The organism is Cryobacterium sp. Sr3 (assembly GCF_004402835.1).
Taxonomy (GTDB): domain Bacteria; phylum Actinomycetota; class Actinomycetes; order Actinomycetales; family Microbacteriaceae; genus Cryobacterium; species Cryobacterium sandaracinum.
This window is the reverse complement of the sequence record NZ_SOFA01000004.1, coordinates 148,906-166,810: the sequence shown is the minus strand read 5'-3', so window position 1 is coordinate 166,810 and position 17,905 is coordinate 148,906. Positions and strand designations below refer to the sequence as shown.

At 68.3% G+C, this 17,905-nt stretch carries 16 protein-coding genes; 15 read left to right on the top strand and 1 reads right to left on the bottom strand.

Translation table 11 applies throughout. From position 1 onward, the window contains the following. Positions 1-33 precede the first annotated feature (33 nt). Positions 34-1,173 (top strand): AI-2E family transporter, encoded by a 1,140-nt coding sequence (locus E3N94_RS01790; RefSeq protein WP_134401474.1) that lies wholly within the window; start codon positions 34-36, stop codon positions 1,171-1,173. Positions 1,174-1,297: 124 nt separating this feature from the next. Here the strand turns inward: E3N94_RS01790 and E3N94_RS17540 are convergent, their stop codons facing one another. Then, positions 1,298-3,547 (bottom strand): 3-hydroxyisobutyryl-CoA hydrolase, encoded by a 2,250-nt coding sequence (locus tag E3N94_RS17540; RefSeq protein WP_347232677.1) that lies wholly within the window; start codon positions 3,545-3,547, stop codon positions 1,298-1,300. A 213-nt stretch (positions 3,548-3,760) separates the two neighbouring features. Here E3N94_RS17540 and E3N94_RS01775 point away from each other — a divergent pair, with 213 nt between their 5' ends. The 14 genes from E3N94_RS01775 to E3N94_RS01710 all read left to right on the top strand — a co-directional run bounded on the left by E3N94_RS01775 (position 3,761) and on the right by E3N94_RS01710 (position 17,905). After that, positions 3,761-4,090, top strand: a complete 330-nt coding sequence (locus E3N94_RS01775; protein WP_134569666.1) for a hypothetical protein — start codon at positions 3,761-3,763, stop codon at positions 4,088-4,090. 164 nt (positions 4,091-4,254) lie between these two features. Beyond that, entirely contained in the window at positions 4,255-4,584 is a 330-nt protein-coding gene (locus E3N94_RS01770) for a carboxymuconolactone decarboxylase family protein (RefSeq protein ID WP_134569665.1), read from the top strand. A gap of 17 nt (positions 4,585-4,601) precedes the next feature. Continuing rightward, positions 4,602-5,438, top strand: coding sequence for a CoA transferase subunit A (locus E3N94_RS01765; protein ID WP_134569664.1), 837 nt, complete (start codon positions 4,602-4,604; stop codon positions 5,436-5,438). A gap of 2 nt (positions 5,439-5,440) precedes the next feature. Beyond that, on the top strand, positions 5,441-6,130 hold the full coding sequence (locus E3N94_RS01760) for a CoA transferase subunit B (RefSeq protein WP_104101388.1): 690 nt from the start codon (positions 5,441-5,443) through the stop codon (positions 6,128-6,130). Positions 6,131-6,221: 91 nt separating this feature from the next. Then, complete coding sequence (locus E3N94_RS01755; protein WP_241987031.1) at positions 6,222-6,872, top strand: hypothetical protein; 651 nt, start codon at positions 6,222-6,224, stop codon at positions 6,870-6,872. A 172-nt stretch (positions 6,873-7,044) separates the two neighbouring features. After that, positions 7,045-8,322, top strand: a complete 1,278-nt coding sequence (locus E3N94_RS01750) for a serine hydrolase domain-containing protein (RefSeq protein ID WP_134342356.1) — start codon at positions 7,045-7,047, stop codon at positions 8,320-8,322. A 326-nt stretch (positions 8,323-8,648) separates the two neighbouring features. Continuing rightward, positions 8,649-9,098, top strand: coding sequence for a molybdenum cofactor biosynthesis protein MoaE (locus tag E3N94_RS01745; protein ID WP_104101383.1), 450 nt, complete (start codon positions 8,649-8,651; stop codon positions 9,096-9,098). A gap of 117 nt (positions 9,099-9,215) precedes the next feature. Then, positions 9,216-9,506 carry a DUF2249 domain-containing protein gene (locus E3N94_RS01740; protein WP_104101381.1) on the top strand — a complete coding sequence of 97 codons (291 nt, stop codon included), beginning with the start codon at positions 9,216-9,218 and terminating at the stop codon, positions 9,504-9,506. 22 nt (positions 9,507-9,528) lie between these two features. Next, positions 9,529-10,635: a hypothetical protein gene (locus E3N94_RS01735; RefSeq protein ID WP_233191430.1), complete on the top strand. Its 1,107-nt coding sequence runs from the start codon at positions 9,529-9,531 to the stop codon at positions 10,633-10,635. Next, positions 10,632-13,238 carry a multicopper oxidase domain-containing protein gene (locus E3N94_RS01730; protein WP_134569663.1) on the top strand — a complete coding sequence of 869 codons (2,607 nt, stop codon included), beginning with the start codon at positions 10,632-10,634 and terminating at the stop codon, positions 13,236-13,238. Before E3N94_RS01735 ends, E3N94_RS01730 begins: the two co-directional genes overlap by 4 nt. A 341-nt stretch (positions 13,239-13,579) precedes the next feature. Continuing rightward, positions 13,580-15,943: a cbb3-type cytochrome c oxidase subunit I gene (locus E3N94_RS01725; protein ID WP_134569662.1), complete on the top strand. Its 2,364-nt coding sequence runs from the start codon at positions 13,580-13,582 to the stop codon at positions 15,941-15,943. Further along, entirely contained in the window at positions 15,943-16,758 is an 816-nt protein-coding gene (locus E3N94_RS01720) for a hypothetical protein (protein WP_174720207.1), read from the top strand. Before E3N94_RS01725 ends, E3N94_RS01720 begins: the two co-directional genes overlap by 1 nt. Further along, complete coding sequence (locus E3N94_RS01715; protein WP_104101375.1) at positions 16,758-17,657, top strand: slipin family protein; 900 nt, start codon at positions 16,758-16,760, stop codon at positions 17,655-17,657. Before E3N94_RS01720 ends, E3N94_RS01715 begins: the two co-directional genes overlap by 1 nt. Beyond that, entirely contained in the window at positions 17,657-17,905 is a 249-nt protein-coding gene (locus tag E3N94_RS01710; protein ID WP_104101372.1) for a hypothetical protein, read from the top strand. Before E3N94_RS01715 ends, E3N94_RS01710 begins: the two co-directional genes overlap by 1 nt.

Genomic DNA, 17,905 nt, shown 5'->3' with positions numbered 1-17,905 from the left:
CTCAGCCGTCGTTCGCCTCGTTTGGAGATCCCCATGACCACGCCCACTTCGTCCTGGACGGACTATCTCGGCCGGGCCGCCATCCGCTCCGGTCAGGCCCTGCTGGTCCTCGCCCTGCTGGTGGTGGCCATCTACGGGATCACGCAGCTCAAGCTGGTCTTCACCCCGCTCCTGATCGCCCTGATCGTGGCGTCGGCGCTGCGCCCCTTCATGCGGTTCCTGCTGGCCCGCGGGGCGAACGAATCCCTTGCTGCGGCGATCACCCTGATCTTGAGCGTCGCGGTCTTCGGTGGCGTCGTTACCCTCGTGGTGTTCGGCATCCGCGGCGAGTGGGACACCCTCTTCACCTCGGCCAGCGAGGGGCTCGACAGCCTGCAGGAACTGCTCACCAGCGGCACGCTGCCGATCGATTCCGCTCAGATCGATTCGGTGCGCGAATCGGTCATCGACTTCGCCACCAGCAGCCAGTTCGGGTCCGGGGCCCTGGTCGGGGTCTCCGTGGCCGCCGAGATCGTGGCCGGCGTGGTGCTCGGCCTCGTCGTGCTCTTCTATTTCCTGAAGGACGGCCCCCGCATTTGGAGCTTCCTCATCCAGCCGCTCGCCGGCAAGCGGCACGAGCGGGCCGTACGCGTCGGCGTGAGCAGCGTCGAGGTATTCGGCAACTACGTGCGCGGCACGGCGATCGTCGCGTTCGTCGACGCCCTGTTCATCGGGATCGGACTGTGGATCCTGCAGGTTCCGCTGGCGCTGCCGCTCGCCGTCATCGTCTTCGTCGGCGCGTTCATCCCCATCGTCGGGGCGACGGCCGCCGGCATCCTGGCCGCACTGGTGGCCCTCGTCACGAACGACCTGACCACCGCCATCATCGTGGTCACGATCGTGGTCGCAGTCAACCAGCTCGAGGGCAACTTCCTGTCCCCGGTGGTGCTCGGCAAGTCACTGCGCCTGCACGGCCTGGTGATCCTGCTGGCACTGACGGCCGGCACGATCCTGGGCGGCATCGTCGGCGCGGTCATCTCGGTGCCGATCGCCGCCGTGGGCTGGGCCGTCATCAAGGCCTGGAACGCTCCCACGCCGCCGGTTCCGGTCGCGTCGGTTCCGGTGCCGCCGGTCGCGCCGGTTGAATCGGCCCCGCCTGCCCCGCCGCTCGGGGCGGCCGGCGCGACACCCTAGCCGATGCGCGCCAGGTTCGGTGTTGAACCAATTCGACGGAGATTCTCGTTCACAACTGCCTTTTCGGAGTTTTCAGGGCCGATTCGGGCAGAATCTCCGTCGAATTCGTTCGGGCGAGCGGTGATCAGCTGAAGGCGGAGATGCCGGTCACGGCCCGGCCGACCAACAGCGCGTTGATCTCGTAGCTGCCCTCGTAGGAGTAGATCGCCTCGGCGTCGGCGAAGATCTTGGCCATCTCGTACCGGGTGCTGATGCCGTTGCCGCCGAGCAGACCGCGGCCCAGGGCCACCGTTTCGCGCATCCGGGTCGTGCAGGTCGCCTTCGCGAGGGCCGCCTGGTCCATCGTGAGCCGCCCGCTCTCCTGCAGTCGCGCCATCTGCACCATCAGCGACAGCGACAAGGTGGCGTTGCCGATCATGCGGGAGAGCTGCTCCTGCACCAGCTGGAAGGATGCGATGGGCATGCCGAACTGGCGCCGCTCCAGCGCATAGGCGCGGGCCACGTCGAAGGCGGCGAGCTGCTGGCCGACCGCCTGCCACGACACCCAGATCCGCGAGTTCCGGAGCAGCACGTTCGTGTCCTGAAAGCTCCGGCTGCCCGGCAGCCAGTTCGTGTACGGGATCCGCACCTCCGTGAGGGTGATGTCGGCGTTCTGCACGATCCGCACCGCGATCTTGTTCTCGATCGGGGTGGCCGTGAACCCGGGCCGCTCCGTCTCGACGATGAATCCCTTGATCTGCCCGTCCGCGGTGTCCCGGGCCCAGACCAGCACGTAGTCAGCCATGGCGCCGTTGCCGATCCAGCGTTTGGTGCCGTTGAGCACCCACTCGTCGCCGCTGCGGGTGGCCGTGGTCTCCATCATGCGGGAGATGTCCGAGCCGTGTTCCGGTTCCGTCAGGGCGAAGGCCCCGATCTTATCCAGGGCCAGGAGGCCCGGCAGCAGACGTTCCCGCTGCTCGGGTGAGCCGAGCTCGTCGATGGCGGCGGCGAACAGCTCGTGGTGCACGCCGTAGAACGTGGAGATCGAGGTGTCGGCCCGGGTCAGCTCCATCTGCAGCAGCCCCGTGAGCAGATGGCTGGTCGCGGCAGCACCGGTCGCGGCGAGGTTCTGCGCGGCGAGGCGGGGCAGCAGCTCGAACGGGAACGCGGCGCGGTTCCAGTAGTCCACGGCGAGAGGGCGCACCTCGGCCTGATAGAACGATCGCGCCGCGGCCAGCCGCGCGCGCTCACCCGTGGTGAGCAGATCGGTGACGAAGATCAGGTCGGCGTCGACGTAGGGCACCTCGCCCAGCCCGGGCCCCATTCCGAGCCCCAGCTCCTGCTCGCCGAGCGGCGCGAAGAACGCGGCGACGGATGCCTCCGTCACCTCGCCGAGGCCGGCCGGCGACCACCGGGGGCTGCGGTCCTTGTCGATCACCTGGGCCCGGATGCCCTCCTGCAGCTCGCTCCGCTGCAGGAAACGGAGCGTCACCCGGTACTCCTGATCGAGCGCCTCGTCGAGGCTCGGGAGCCGCCGGGCCCGGCGCAGCGAGGCCAGGGTGACCGCGAGTGCGGTCGGCGACCTCGTGAGGATGAGGGCGGCGGCGTCGCGTGCGGCTTCCACCGGGGAACGCCGCAGGGCGGCGACGATCTCGCCCACGTCATCGGACGCGTAGCACTCGTCGATCCAGTGCCGCTGGGCGAGGAGGACGGAGGGCGGGGGAGTCTCGGCCAGGGCGCGCACCGCCTCGGCCGCGTCGGTCTCGGCCAGGGTGCGGACCAGGGCAGGGAGCCGGTCGCTCGGCACGAAGTGGTCGGCCAGGCCCAGTGCGATGGCGTCGGACCCGGAGACCAGGGCGGCGGTCAGGGCGAGGTGGGTGCCGAGCTCACCGGGGGCATGGGACAACAGCCAGCTTCCGCCGACGTCGGGTACGAAGCCGATCGCGGTCTCCGGCATCCCCAGCCGCGTGCGCTCGGTCACGATCCGGGTGTTCGCATGGCCGGAGACGCCGACCCCGCCGCCGAGCACGACGCCGTCCATCACGGCCAGGTACGGTTTGGCGAACCGGTGGATCTGCGCGTTCAGATGGTACTCGTCGGCGAAGAACCGGGCGGCCTCGGCGTCAGCGTCCGCTCGATCGTCCGCGCCCGCGTCCGCACTGCGGTAGATCGCCACGATGTCGCCCCCGGCGCAGAGGCCCCGGTCGCCGCTACCGGTCAGCAGAACGGTCTCGACCTGACCGTCGACGGCCCAGTCGGTCAGCACCTCGGACATCCGTCGGATCATCGCGTGGGTCAGGGCGTTCAGGGCCGCCGGGCGGTTCAGGATGATCTGGGCGAGCCGCCCGTCGCGGCGCAGCAGAATGTCCGGCCGGTCATCCATGAGCTCGAGCATGGACCCCACGCTACCGGCACAGACTCAGATCGTTCGGAAGCGACTCCGCAGCGACTCAGAAGCGGGCGAGCTGCTCCGCCTTGTTGGCGTCGAATTCGGCGTCGGTGACGGTCCCCGTGGCGCGCCGGCCCGGGCGATGGCCATGGCGAGTTTGATCGTGAGCACGTTCGCGTTGACGTCGCGGGCGCGGCCTCGCTGGCGGCCCGGCTCGACGTGGACCTGGAACGGATGCGCAGCAACCTCGACCTCACCGACGGCCTGGTGTTCAGCGAACGGGTGACCACCCTGCTCGCAGAGGCCCTCGGCAAGGCCGCCGCGTTCGCCCTCGTGCAGCGCGCGTCGGAGAAGTGCTACCGCACCAACCGCCCGCTGCGGGTGGTGTTCTCCGCCCTGATCACCGCCGGGGGACATCCCGAGGAGCTCCGATCGCGGGCCTGGTCCGCGTTCGATGACGACCTCAGCCTCAGGCAGACGGACGCCGGAATCGACCGGGTGCTCGCCCGGTACCTCGAATCCACCGCGAGCAAGGGGACCTCACTATGACCCAGCCCATTATCCGCGGCACGGTCACGCCGGCACCGGCACCGGCCTCAGCCCCGCCGCCCGGCAACCGGTCACCGTCGCTGAGGTCGCCGACGTTGTGATCACCCTGGTCGACTTGGTCGGCGGGGGAGCCTTCCACTACGCCGGGGTGTCGTTCGGCGGCGCTGTCGGACTCGAACTGGCCCTGCACCACCCCGGAGACGGCGGATTTCCAGGACTTCATCACCCGCTATGCCTGGGGGGAGATCTGGACCAGGCCCGGCCGCGATCGGCGCACCCGCAGCTTCCTGACCCTGGCCTGCCTGGTGACCGGCGGCCACGAACATGAACTGGGCATGCACGTGCGCGCGGCCCTGACCCATGGGCTGACCCGCGCGGAGATCAGCGAGGCCATCCTGCACACCGCGATCTACGCGGGGGTGCCGGCGGCGAATTCCGCTCTGGCGGTGGCACGCGATACCTTCAAGACGATCGACATCGGCACCACGAACTGAAGCTGAAGGACCACTCCATGGACAAGACGTACTCCTCCGCCGCGGCTGCCGTCGCCGACATCCCGGATGGGGCCTCCCTCGCCGTCGGCGGCTTCGGCCTGGTCGGCGTCCCGATCCTGCTGATCCGGGCGCTCCTGGCCCAGGGCAGCACCGACCTCCGGGTCGCATCCAACAACTGCGGCGTCGACGGCTGGGGGCTCGGCGAACTGCTGCGGGAAGGGCGGATCAGCCGGGTGATCGCCTCCTACATCGGCGAGAACAAGGACTTCGCCCGCCGCTATCTCGGCGGTGACATCGAGGTGGAACTGACCCCGCAGGGCACCCTGGCCGAGCGGCTCCGGGCCGGCGGCAGCGGAATCCCCGCCTTCTACACCGCCAGCGGCGTCGGCACCATGGTCGCCGAGGGCGGGCTGCCCTGGCGCTACGGGCCGGATGGGTCGGTGACGGTGTCGTCGCCGCCCAAGGAGACCCGCACCTTCGCGTCGCTCCGCGGTGGGGAGAAGGAGTACGTGCTCGAGGAGGCCATCGTCACCGACTTCGCCCTCGTTCGCGCGGCGAAGGGCGACCGGCACGGCAACCTCGTGTTCGAGAAGTCGGCCCGCAATTTCAACCCGGTCGCCGGCATGGCCGGCCGCATCACCATCGCCGAGGTCGACGAGCTGGTCGAGCCGGGGGAGCTCGATCCGGATGCCATCCACCTCGCCGGTATCTACGTGCACCGCATCGTGGCGCTCTCCGGCGCCGAGTCCGCCGACCTGCCGATCGAGAAGACCACCACCCGGCCGCGGCCCGTCGCATCCGTCGCATCCGTCGTATCCGTCGCATCCGTCGCATCCGTCGCAAAGGACAGCTGATCATGCCGTTGACCCGCAATGAAATGGCCGCGCGCGCCGCGCAGGAGCTCACCCCCGACAGCTATGTCAACCTCGGGATCGGGCTGCCCACGCTGATCCCCAACTTCCTGCCGGAGGGGGTGGACGTCATCCTGCATTCCGAGAACGGGGTGCTCGGGGTGGGACCGTACCCGTGGGAGGGCGAGGAGGACCCGAAGCTGATCAACGCCGGCAAGGAGACCATCACGGTCAACCCCGGTGCCAGCTACTTCGACTCCGCGCAGAGCTTCGGCATGATCCGCGGCGGAATGATCGATGTGGCCGTGCTTGGCGCGATGCAGGTCTCCGCCACCGGCGACATCGCCAACTGGGCCGTGCCCGGCAAGATGATCAAGGGTATGGGCGGTGCGATGGATCTCGTGCACGGCGCCGACACCGTGATCGTCGTGATGGAGCACACTGCGAAGAACGGCGACTTCAAGATTGTGAACGAGTGCGGCCTGCCGCTGACCGGCAAGCGCGTCGTGACCCGCATCATCACCGACCTGGCCGTGATCGACGTGACGCCGGAGGGTCTTCTGCTGCGCGAGATCGCGCCGGGACTCACCGTGGCCGAGGTGCAGGCCGCCACCGAGGTGCCGCTGCTCGTGCCGGGGACGCCGACCGTCATCCACACGCTCCTCTCCGCTCCGAACACGGTGGCCGCATCGTGAGAGACGTCGTCATCTACGAACCGCTACGCACCCCGATCGGCCGGTTCGGCGGCGTCTTCAGGGCGGTCGCGCCGGCCAACCTGACGCGGCCGTGATCACGGCGCTGATCGAACGCACCGGAATCGACGGGGCCGTGGTCGACGACGTGATCCTCGGCCAGGGCTATCCCACCGTGGAGGCCGCCTCCGTGGCGCGCGTCGCCGCACTGAACGCCGGCCTGCCCGTGACGGTCGGCGGCGTGCAGGTGGACCGGCGATGCGGCTCAGGGCTACAGGCCATCCTCGACGCGGCTGTGCAGGTGCAGACCGGTGTCAGCGACGTCGTCGTCGCCGGCGGGGTCGAATCGATGAGCCAGGCTCCGTTCTACACCGTCGACTCCCGCTTCGGTGTGGGCGGCGGCGCCGGAATCCTGCTCACGGACGCGCTCAGCCGCGGCCGCGAGACCGCCGGCGGGCGCCGCTACCCGGTACCCGGCGGCGTGCTCGAAACCGCCGAGAACCTGCGCCGCGAGTACGGCATGGGCCGCACCGAACAGGACGACCTGGCTCTCCGGTCGCAGGCGCGGGCATGCGTCGCCGTGGCCGAGGGCCGGTTCGACGACGAGATTGTGCCGGTCACGGTGCCGGGCCGCACGGGCCCCGTCGTGGCCTCCGCCGACGAAACTCCGCCGACGAAACTCCGCCGACGAAACTCCGCCGACGAAACTCCGCCGACGAAACTCCGCGGGCCGACAGCAGCCTGACGGCTCTGGCCGGCCTCCGCCCGATCCTGCTGGAGACGGACGCCGACGCCACCGTCACCGCCGGAAACGCCAGCGGCCAGGGGCTCGCCGCCATCTTCGAGCGGGTGTAGGGAGTCTGTCTCGCGCACGGGTTAGGCGCCCGGGCCCCGATAGGGCAAGCTGGTGGAGAGCATTGGGGGATGCCATCACCAAGCCCACCACCCGTCGTCGTGCGCTGCTCGCACTCGGCGTCGCCGCAGCCGTCGTGCTGAGCGGCTGCACCGCGGGCCGGAACAGCGTCGACCAGAACAGCACGCCGATCGCGGCGGACATCGCCGGGCAGCTGGACGCGGCCGTGGGCGAGGCGATGGCGCTATCGGGTTCCTCCGGCGCTCTGGTCGGGGTCTGGTCCGCCGCCGGCGAATGGACCGTCGCGCACGGCACGACGGAAATCGGCGGTTCCGCCCCGATGACCGGCGGGATGCACTTCCGCATCGGCACCAACACCACGGCCATGACCTGCACGGTGCTGCTCCGGTTGGTCGACGAGGGAACCGTGACGCTCGACGACCCGGTCTCCACCTACCTGCCCCGCCTCGTCGGTGTGGCGGGCGTGACGCTCGGCCAGCTCTGCCAGGGCACTTCGGGGCTTGGGTCCTACAGTCCCGTTCTGGCCGGGGAGTTCGTGCACAACCCCCTGCGCACCTGGCCGGCGATGGAACTCGTCTCCCAGGGGCTGGCCACGCCCCGAACCGGTGCTCCGGGCAGCGTGTGGGGTCCCTCAAACACCGGAATTGTGCTGCTCGGGATGGCGCTGGAGCGGGCCACGGGCCGGCAGTGGGCGGCGCTCTACGATGAGTACATCTTCCATCCGCTCGGTCTGCACGACACCTCATATCCTCACGCCGGCGATGTGGACCTCCCCGCACCACACTCGCACGGCTACGCCGCCGCGGTGGGCGCCGACGGTCCGGTGTGCACGGCCATCACCGACAACACCCTGCTCTCCAATTCGATGAGCGGCGTGGCGGGCGGTGTCGTTTCGACGCTGGCCGACATGAGGACCTGGGCAGGCGCTCTCGCCGCGGGTGGTCTCTTGTCCGAGTCGTCGGCGAGCGCCCAGTGGGACACCGTGAACGAAGACGTGACGACGCCGTCGTGGCAGCGCTACGGCCTCGGCGCGGAGCAGGTCGGGCCCCTCCGCGGGCGCACCGGATCGATCCCCGGATTCATCTCGGCGACCCTGGCGGATCCGGACCAGACCATGACCGTGGTGGTCATGCTGAACAACTCGAGCGCGGGTGACCAGTTCGCCCTGACACTGGCCCGTCAGCTGGCCGCCATCATCGCCGAGGCGCCGGCTGGACGCGGGAACGAACCGTCGGTTGCGCTGCCCTGGACGGTTGCGCAGACCCGAACCGAACTGGCTGCCGAGGCGGCCTGCCCGACTGTGGCAGAGATCGTCGGTTAGCTGAGTGGGCCGTAACCGTTCGGTGGTGTCGCTTGCCGGGCCCGCCGGGCGCCGCAGAACGGGGATGACCCTCGGTCGAGGTCGCAAGAGCCCGTGGACAGGCAGGCCACGCAGCGTGTGCGGTGGATCAGCTCGAGACCCCTGGCAGCCACCACGAGAATACGACCCGCGAGAGGTGCCGAACGGGACTCCGAGGCTGCTCAGCGGGCCTCGGCCTCAGATTTTTTAGCCCTCGATGCTCCGGGAACAGTGGAGTACGTTTCTCGTTCCGCTTCCGCGCGTAATCTGAATGTGTGAATTCAGCAGGAACGACTGACCAAAGCGGCGTGAATGAGAACGACGCGAACCCTGGCGAGGGTGCCGTCAACCAGGTGGCCACGGCGCCGCTCGACCTGGCCGCGCACGTTGCTGCCGTGTCGACCGGATCCTGCGGGGCCGTCGTGACCTTCATCGGCCAGGTGCGCGACCACGACCCCGACGCCGCCGGGCAGGTGACCGGCCTCGATTACAGCGCGCATCCGGATGCCGGTCGCATCCTGTCCGAGATCGTCGCCCGGTACTCCCGCGAATACCCGCAGGTGAACCTCTCGGTCAGCCACCGCATCGGCCACCTCGACGTGGGTGACCTGGCCCTGGTCGCGGCCGCGGCAAGCGCCCACCGCGCCGTCGCATTCGAAGCCTGCGAACGCCTGGTGGAGACCGTCAAGCTCGAGGTGCCGATCTGGAAGAAGCAGTACGAGGTCGACGGGTCCACCGCCTGGGTGGGCCTGACCTGACCGGACCCGACGTGACCTGACGTGATCCGACCTGGTCTGATTCTGGAATAATTAACCGGACGTGTATCCTGTTTATTAGCGGCCGGCTCGGTCGTTCCACCGAGGAGGATTCATCCTATGACCGCCGAACCCATCACCCTGAGCAGCGCACACACCTGCAACTGCAACCATGACGACGCCGAGACCATTGTGCTCGACGGTCGCACCATCCCGCACGCGGTTCGCCACGCGGCCATTTTCGGCGCCCTGGAGGCCATCCAGCTCGGCTTCTCGCTGGACCTGATCGCCCCGCACGACCCGCTGCCCCTGCTGGCGCAGCTCGAGCAGGCACGCCCGGGAGCGTTCACCGTGTCGTACGTGGAGCGTGGCCCGGACGCCTGGCGCATCCGCTTCACCCGCGCCGCCTAGTCTCCCGAGATTCGACACCACCGTGCACGGCAACGGGCGACTGGCGTTTCTGCTGCTCGGCGGCCTCTCTCTGCTGGCCGGGCTCGACGGTGCGCTGCTCCTGCTGGGTTTCCCGGCGCCGGTCGTGACCGCACGCCTGGCGGATGTGCACGGACCCCTGATGGTCTTCGGGTTCGTGGGCACCGTCGTCGTGCTCGAACGGGCCGTCGCCGTGCGCCGGAACTGGGCCTACCTGTCGCCGGGGCTGCTGGGCCTCGGCGGCCTGTCACTCGTGTCGCCGCTTCCCCTGGTGGTCGGCCAGCTTGCCCTCGTGGCCGGGTCGGCCGTGTTGCTGGCCATCTACCGGGCGATCTGGCTCCGGCAGCCGTCGACGTCCGCCGCGGTGCAGGCACTCGGTGCCCTGCTCGGTCTCACGGCAACCGTGCTGTGGCTCGGCGGCGTGCCCGTGCCTGTCCTGGTGCCCGCGATGACGCTCTACCTGGTGCTCACGATCGCCGGTGAGCGGCTCGAACTCGCGCGCATCTCGCCCTCCGTCGACCACCGGGCCGAAATGCGGATGCTGGCCGCCGGCCTGTTCCTGACCCTCGGCACGGTCGTCGCTCTCGTCTGGCCCGGGGTAGGCTATCCGGTTCTCGGGCTCGGGCTGCTCGGTCTCGTCGCCTGGCTGTTCCGGCACGACGTGGCGACCCGGCTCATCCGCAGCACCGGCCTGCCCCGGTACATGGCCGCGTGCCTGCTGGCCGGCTACGGCTGGCTGCTCGTGGTGGGCGCCAGCTGGATCATCGTCGGCCCGAGCTTCTCCGGTCCCGGCTATGACGCCGTGCTGCACGCCGTCTTCCTCGGGTTCGTGATGTCGATGATCATGGCGCACGCCCCGACCATCTTGCCGGCCGTGCTGCGCCGGCCGCTGCCGTACCGGCCGGTGCTCTACCTGCCGGTGCTGCTGCTGCACGTCTCCCTGCTGGTGCGCATCCTGCTCGGTGACGCGCGCGACCTGCCGGCACTGGTGCAGTGGGGCGGCGTGGCCAACATCGTGGCCGTGCTCCTGTTCGTGCTGCTGGCCGTGATCTCGGTGGTGCGCGGCGTGCCGCGGCGCCAGCCAAACACCAAACTGAAAGTCACACCATGAACCGTCGACTGTGGCACCTCATCACCGGGCTCCTGACTCCGGCGTGGCTCCTTCTCACTCTCATCGCCGTGCTCATCCACCGCTTCATCCCTGTCGCGCCGTGGCTCATGGTGCACCTCCTGTTCCTGGGCGCCGTGAGCACCGCGATCCTGGTCTGGAGCCAGCACTTCGCCGACACCCTGCTCCGGCATCCGGCCCCCGGCGGCCGCGTCTCGCTCGGGGCGAGGCTCGGCGCGCACACCCTCGGAGCGGTGCTCGTGATCACCGGCATCGTCGGCGGCTGGTGGCCGGTCGTGCTTGCCGGCGGCATCCTGGTCGGCACGAATGCCCTCGCCCACGCCCTGCTGCTGTTCCGGCAGTCGCGGGGAGCGCTGCCGGGACGGTTCGCACCGCTCGTGCGCTACTACATTGCGGCCGGAATCGCGTTGGCCATCGGTGTGACCCTGGGCGTGCTGATGGCCCGAACCGATATCGATGGTGAGTCCGCGGAGCGGATGTACATCGCCCATATCGGGTTCAACCTGCTCGGCTGGGTCGGCCTGACCGTGATTAGCACGGTGGCCCTGCTCTGGCCGACTGTGCTGCACGCCCGGGTGCAGACGACGCGCGCCTCGGCCCGCGGAACCCTGCCTCTGTTCCTGGCCGGCCTCGCGGTGCTCGGGATCGGCCTGCTGATCGACCAGCGCCTGGTCGCCGCCGCGGGTGTTCTGCTCTACCTGGTCAGCCTCGGCCTGGTGCTGGTTGAGGCCCTGCGCCTGGCCAGGCAGTCCCCGGCCGTCACCTTCGCCGGTTGGAGCATCGGTGCCGCCCTCACCTGGTTCTTCGCCTGCGTGCTCGGGTTCGGCCTGATCGTGACGTTCGCACCGAGCTGGGTAGCCGCGACCGACCGGCTCGGGCAGCTCGTGCCCGTGTTCGCGGTCGGTTTCGCCGCGCAGATCCTGCTCGGAGCCCTCAGCTACCTGGTGCCGGTCGTGCTCGGCGGCGGACCCTCGGTCTCGAAGGCCACGGCCGCCCTGCTCGATCGTGGTGCCCTGTTCCGGGTCATCGTCGTCAACGTCGGCCTGGTCCTCTATCTGATGCCGGTGCCCAGCCTGGTGAAGGTCACGGTCTCGCTGCTCGTCGTCGGCACGCTCGCCTCCTTCCTGGTCCTGATGCCGCGGGCGCTGCGGCAGAACCGCCGGCTCCGCCAGGCGACGGATGCGACGGCCCCGCCCGCCCCGCAGATTGCCGCGGCCCCGCCGCGCCGCACAGGTGCGACCATCACGGCCGTCGGCGCCCTGCTTCTGGCCGTATCCCTGGGGATCGCCATGGACCCGGCCGCCGCCGGAATCGCGAGCGGCGGGGCATCCGCCGACAGGGTGTCGACCGGCCACACGACCACGGTCGACGTCGTCATGAAGAACACGCGCTTCAGCCCGGACACCATTGAGGTGCCCGTCGGCGACACCCTGGTGATCAACCTGACCAACGACGACGAGATGGTGCACAACCTCGTGCTCGCCACCGGCGTGGTCTCCGGTTCCGTCGCTCCCGGCACCAGCCGGCAGGTCGACGCCGGCATCGTGGGCGCCGACGTCGAGGGCTGGTGCTCCATCGCCGGCCACAAGGTCCTGGGCATGGTGCTCACGGTCGTGGCCGTCGGAGCCGAGCCTCAGTCCGGCGACGACTCCCCAACGATGGACCACGGCTCTGCGCCCGCCGGCGGCGCGTCCAGCGCGGCAGACGATCTCGATTTGATGCGTGAGCCCGACGCCGATTTCGTCGCCCGCGACCCGGCGCTGGGGGCGGCGGAGGCGGAGACCGTGCACACGTTGACCATGCGGGTAGAAGACGTGGAGACCGAGGTGTCTCCCGGCGTCACCCAGACCCTGTGGACGTTCAACGGCACAGCCCCCGGCCCGACCCTGCACGGCAAGGTCGGCGACGTCTTCGACATCACCTTCGTCAACGACGGGTCGATCGAGCACTCCATCGACTTCCACGCGGGTGCTCTCGCACCCGATCGGCCCATGCGCAGCATCAATCCGGGAGAGAGCCTGACCTATCGTTTCACCGCGACCCGCTCGGGGATCTGGCTCTACCACTGCGGCACGATGCCCATGTCGGTGCACATGGCGAACGGCATGTTCGGCGCCGTGATCATTGATCCACCCGGGCTTTCAGCGGTCGATCGGGAATACGTCCTGGTGCAGTCCGAGCTCTACCTCGGTGCGCAGGGCGGGGAGGCCGACGCCGACAAGGTGGCGGCGCAGTTCCCCGACCTGGTGGTCTTCAACGGCATCGCCAACCAGTACGGTGCCCGCCCGCTGACGGCGAAGGCTGGCGAGAAGGTGCGCATCTGGGTGCTGGACGCGGGCCCCAACGTGGGCAGCTCCTTCCACGTCGTGGGCGGCCAGTTCGACACCGTTTTCAAGGAGGGCGACTACCTGCTGCGTGATGGCGGCAGCACCGGCACGGGCGGCTCCCAGGTGCTCGACCTGGCCGTGGCCCAGGGTGGCTTCGTCGAGTTGACCTTCCCGGAGGCCGGCAGCTACCCCTTCGTCAGCCACATCATGTCTGATGCCGAGAAAGGCGCCCGCGGCGTCGTCCTGGTCAGTCCGTGATCTTTGTCCGAGTTTCCCCAAAAATGATTGTGTGCGGCGTGTCGCCGGTCAGGTGGAAGAAATGGGCGGCCCGTCGCCTCAGTCTGCTGTGTGAGGGTATTACACCGTTGGACAGGGTTTTTATTGTGGAATATCGTCACTGCGAGTTTGGTGACGTGATTAGAAATGTCACTCATACTTTTAATCCTGTGGTAGCTTTCAACCACCCCGCGTGACCTATCCGGGGGAGGAACCGTGACAGGTGGCAGCACCTGCTTCCGCGCCCTTGAATCACGCAACATGGAAAGGGGCCCACCGTGGTCCGATTGAGAGCCGGTGCAGGAAAACTGCGATCGGAGTTGATGGTTTCCAAAGGATGGTTGCAGGGCGTAGCCCTGGTAATGGTCTTCGGTTTCGCCGTGATGGGCTTCCTGGCCTTGAGGACCTATACGGACTCGATGCCCCAGCCCAAGCAGGTCGTCGACTCGCAGGGTGAGGTTGTCTTCACGACGGCCGACATCACCGCGGGCCAGCAGACCTTCGTGCGGCGCGGCCTGCAGCAGTATGGCTCGATCCTGGGTCACGGCGGCTACCTCGGACCGGACTATACGGCCGACTACCTGCGGCGCTCCTCGACCGAGGTGCTCGAGGCCCTGACCGCGTCCGGTGTGCAGGACCCACAGGGTGCCCTCGTCGAGATGATGCGGACCAACCGCTACGACAAGGCCACCGGCGACCTCGAATTCACCGATCTGCAGATCGAGGCCTTCGACACGCTCAAGCAGCACTACGCCGATTTCTTCGGTTCCCCGACCACCCAATACGGTCTGATCCCGAATGCCATCACGGACTCGGCGGACATCCACGACCTGACCGCCTTCTTCGCCTGGACGTCCTGGGCAGCCTCTGCTGAGCGGCCCGGTCACAACTACTCGTACACGAACAACTGGCCGGCCGAGCCGCTCGTGGATAACGTTCCGACCGCCGACATCATCGTGTGGAGCGGCCTCTCGCTCGTGGCCCTGATGGTCGCCCTCGGCGCCCTCTTCGGCCTCTACGGCCGGTGGAGCAAGAGGATGGGCTGGCAGCACGGGGAAGAAACCCCGGCACTGTCCTTCCGACAGCCGGGGGAGGTGGCGGTGACACCCGCCCAGACCGCCACGGCCTGGTTCTTCTTCGTGGTGGCTTTGATGTTCCTGGCCCAGGCCTTCCTGGGTGCCGCCATCGAGCACTACCGGGTCGACCTGTCGAGCTTCTTCGGGGTCGACCTGGCTCAGCTGCTGCCGTTCAACCTCGCCCGAACCTGGCATGTGCAGCTCTCGCTGTTGTGGACGGCCACTTCGTTCCTGGCCGCAGGCATCTTCCTCGCTCCGTATATCTCCGGGCGTGAACCCAAACGTCAGCACTGGTTGGCCTACGGCTTGCTCGGCGCCCTCGCCCTGGTCATCGTCGGATCGTTCGTGGGTGAAGCCTTGAGCATCTTCGGCGTCGAGGCCGCGAAGGGCTCGCCGTTCTGGGACATGCAGTGGGAGTACATCGACCTGCCCAAGGTGTGGCAGGGCATGCTCGTCGTCGGACTCTTCCTCTGGATCGCGATCATCTACCGCGGCATCCGGGCGCGTCTGAAGTCTGAGCACCGCTTCAACCTGCCGTGGCTCTTCTTCTACGCCGGTCTCGCGATCCCCGCGTTCTACGCCGTCGGAATGCTCGCCGGCACCGAGGTTCACCTGAGCGTCGCCGAGTTCTGGCGCTTCTGGGTGGTGCACCTCTGGGTTGAGGACTTCCTGGAACTGTTCACGACCGTGATGGTGGCCTACATCTTCGTCATGCTCGGGGTTGTGCACCGCAAGATCGCGATGCAGATCATCCTGCTCGACGTCATCCTGTATTCCGCCGGTGGCATCCTCGGCACCATGCACCACCTGTACTTCTCCGGAACCCCCGTCGAGCACATGGCGCTGGGAGCCTTCTTCTCCGCCCTGGAAGTCATCCCGTTGACCTTCCTGACGATCGAGGCCTGGAGCTTCCTCCAACTCGGTGCCCGGCAGGAGTCGCGCAGTTCGGCTCCGTTCCCGCACCGCTGGGCCGTGATGTTCCTTGTCGCGGTCGGCTTCTGGAACTTCCTGGGTGCCGGCGTCTTCGGATTCCTGATCAACCTGCCGATCGTCTCGTACTACGAGATCGGTACCGCGCTGACGGCCAACCACGCCCACGCGGCGATGATGGGCGTGTACGGAATGATGGGCGTCGGTCTGTCGCTCTTCGCCCTGCGCTACCTGATCCCGGCCGAGCGCTGGCCGGACAAGCTCGCCAAGATCTCGTTCTGGTGCCTCAACATCGGCCTGGCCTGGATGACGTTCGCAACGCTGCTGCCGCTCGGCGTCATTCAGCTCTGGCACTCCATCAACGACGGCTACTTCGAAGCCCGCAGCCTCAACTTCATCAACGAGCCCGGCAACGCCGTTCTCGAATGGCTGCGGATGCCCGGTGACATCATCTTCATCGTCGGAGGCGTGATGCCGTTCGTCTGGATCACCTGGCTCGGGGTTCGCTACCGCATCAAGGCAACCACCCACGACGTGCCGATGGAGGCTTTGTTCGTCGAGGCGGTCCCCGCCGGCGCGACGGTCACCGGCGGCGCGGAGCCGACATCCGGATATTCCTCGGACTACCGCTCCACCGGCACCGGAGAGCTCGGTGGGGACCGCCCGGGCGGCGGCGTGTGATGGCCTCCATCAATCCGGAGGTCTGGTTCGCGCTTGTCTACGGCGGCTTCCTGCTGGCCGTGGCACACGTGCTTGACCTCCTGGCGAGACGCACCGGGGCGAAAACCACCGCCATGAGTTCGAGCGGGTTCGAGTATCACGAAAACCACGACGCCTGGAAGTGCCAGGAGGACCAGTGGCTCTGGCCGATCTCCTTCGATCCGGATAACCGGGTGACGCGATACCAGGCCAGCCCCACGGTCTGCAACCCCTGCCCGGTCAAGGACACCTGCACCACCTCGGATGCGGGCCGGCAGCTCGCGCGAAACATCGACCCCTGGCCCAGTTCGGAGGCAGAACGGTTCCATCGCGGGATCGCCTGCTCCGTCGTCGTGCTCGGGCTCATCTGGCCGCTGGCGTCCATGTTCCAGAACCGCACGGGCGTGGAATTGCTGATCCTGGGGTCAGCCTCGGCCGTCATCGCCGCCGGCAGTTGGCCGTTGTGGTCGCACCTGCGTCGCACGCCCGCTCGCTTTCCCGAGCATCTCAAGGTCGTAGGGCTCGACGAAAGCGTCGCGGCCCGCGCCGCCACGGCGGCGGTCGAGGCGCAGCGGCGCAGCGGCTACGGCAGCATCAGAAAAACGGGCCCGCGGCCGGTTCAAATCGAACCGTACGCGAGCGCCCGGGCGTCGGAGCAAACCGACGCCGATCCGGAAACGATGAAAGGAAACACAGTGAGCGCCTCATTCTCAGCCCGTTGGGCTGAACTGGAGACGGAGGCCGACCCGGGTCGTTCCGGCCCCGCCGTGGGCTGGAGCCGGAGGGGCAACTCGTGATGGCCTGGCAGATCGCGGCCCTGATCGTGGTGGCGCTGCTGCTCGTCTGGCTGGCAGCTTCCTTCAAGGTGCTGCAGGAATACGAGCGCGGCGTGGCGTTCCGATTCGGCCGGCTGGGCCCGGTGCGGGACCCGGGTGTGCAGATGGTGTTCCCCGGACTGGACAAGATGGTGCGGGTCGACCTCCGGATCGTGACCCTCACGATCCCGCCGCAGGACGTCATCACCAAGGACAACGTTCCGGCCCGGGTCAACGCCGTCGTCCTATTCCAGGTCACCGACCCGGTCCGTTCGGTGATGGCGGTCGAGAACCACGCCATCGCCACCTCCCAGATGTCGCAAACAACGCTGCGCTCGGTCGTGGGCCGCGCCGACCTCGACACCCTGCTCGCCCACCGGGCCGACCTGAACGAAGACCTCGCCCGCAACATCAATGCGCAAACCGAACCCTGGGGCGTGCAGGTGAAGGTCGTCGAAATCAAGGATGTCGAGATTCCGCAGGCGATGCAGCGTGCCATGGCCCGTGAAGCCGAAGCCGAGCGGGATCGCCGGGCGAAGATCATCAACGCCCACGGTGAATTGCAGGCGTCGGAGGAGCTGGGCCAGGCGGCGGAAATCCTGAGCCGCAATCCCGCGTCGCTTCAGCTGCGCTACCTGCAGACCCTGCTCGAGCTGGGCGCCGACCAGAAATCGACTGTGGTCTTCCCGCTTCCGATGGACATTCTCGGTCCGTTCCTCAACGGCAAGGTCACCCAGCAGGTGGCCCAGCCGAGCGCCGCACCCCCCGGTGCGGACACGGTTCCCCTGCCGGACCCGGCGGGGGCCGCCGCGGCCTTCGCCGCCGCCGTTGCGACCGCCGTTGCGGCTGCCGCAGCACAGACAACGGAGGTTTCTTCCTAATGGCCGACATCGTTTCACGCGACCGCGCCCTCAGCATCCGTCTGATGCTGATCGGAGCCTTCGCCGGCATCTTCGCACCCATCGCCGGGTTCCTCGGCGGCACGATCGTCGGAGTCGACCAGACGGTCGGCGGCCTGGAACCGCTCTTCGTCTGGCTCTTCGTGGGCATGATCGTCGGGATGTTCGGCGTGGCCATCGGTATTCTTGGCGCCCTGCGCTGGGTCAAGGGCGGGCACCACCTGGACTGA

Coding starts and splice junctions, on each gene's coding strand:
- E3N94_RS01790 (WP_134401474.1), top strand. CDS start 34: ATGACCACGCCCACTTCGTCCTGGACGGACTATCTCGGCCGGGCCGCC.
- E3N94_RS17540 (WP_347232677.1), bottom strand. CDS start 3,547: ATGCTCGAGCTCATGGATGACCGGCCGGACATTCTGCTGCGCCGCGAC.
- E3N94_RS01765 (WP_134569664.1), top strand. CDS start 4,602: ATGGACAAGACGTACTCCTCCGCCGCGGCTGCCGTCGCCGACATCCCG.
- E3N94_RS01760 (WP_104101388.1), top strand. CDS start 5,441: ATGCCGTTGACCCGCAATGAAATGGCCGCGCGCGCCGCGCAGGAGCTC.
- E3N94_RS01740 (WP_104101381.1), top strand. CDS start 9,216: ATGACCGCCGAACCCATCACCCTGAGCAGCGCACACACCTGCAACTGC.
- E3N94_RS01730 (WP_134569663.1), top strand. CDS start 10,632: ATGAACCGTCGACTGTGGCACCTCATCACCGGGCTCCTGACTCCGGCG.
- E3N94_RS01725 (WP_134569662.1), top strand. CDS start 13,580: ATGGTTTCCAAAGGATGGTTGCAGGGCGTAGCCCTGGTAATGGTCTTC.
- E3N94_RS01720 (WP_174720207.1), top strand. CDS start 15,943: ATGGCCTCCATCAATCCGGAGGTCTGGTTCGCGCTTGTCTACGGCGGC.
- E3N94_RS01715 (WP_104101375.1), top strand. CDS start 16,758: ATGGCCTGGCAGATCGCGGCCCTGATCGTGGTGGCGCTGCTGCTCGTC.
- E3N94_RS01710 (WP_104101372.1), top strand. CDS start 17,657: ATGGCCGACATCGTTTCACGCGACCGCGCCCTCAGCATCCGTCTGATG.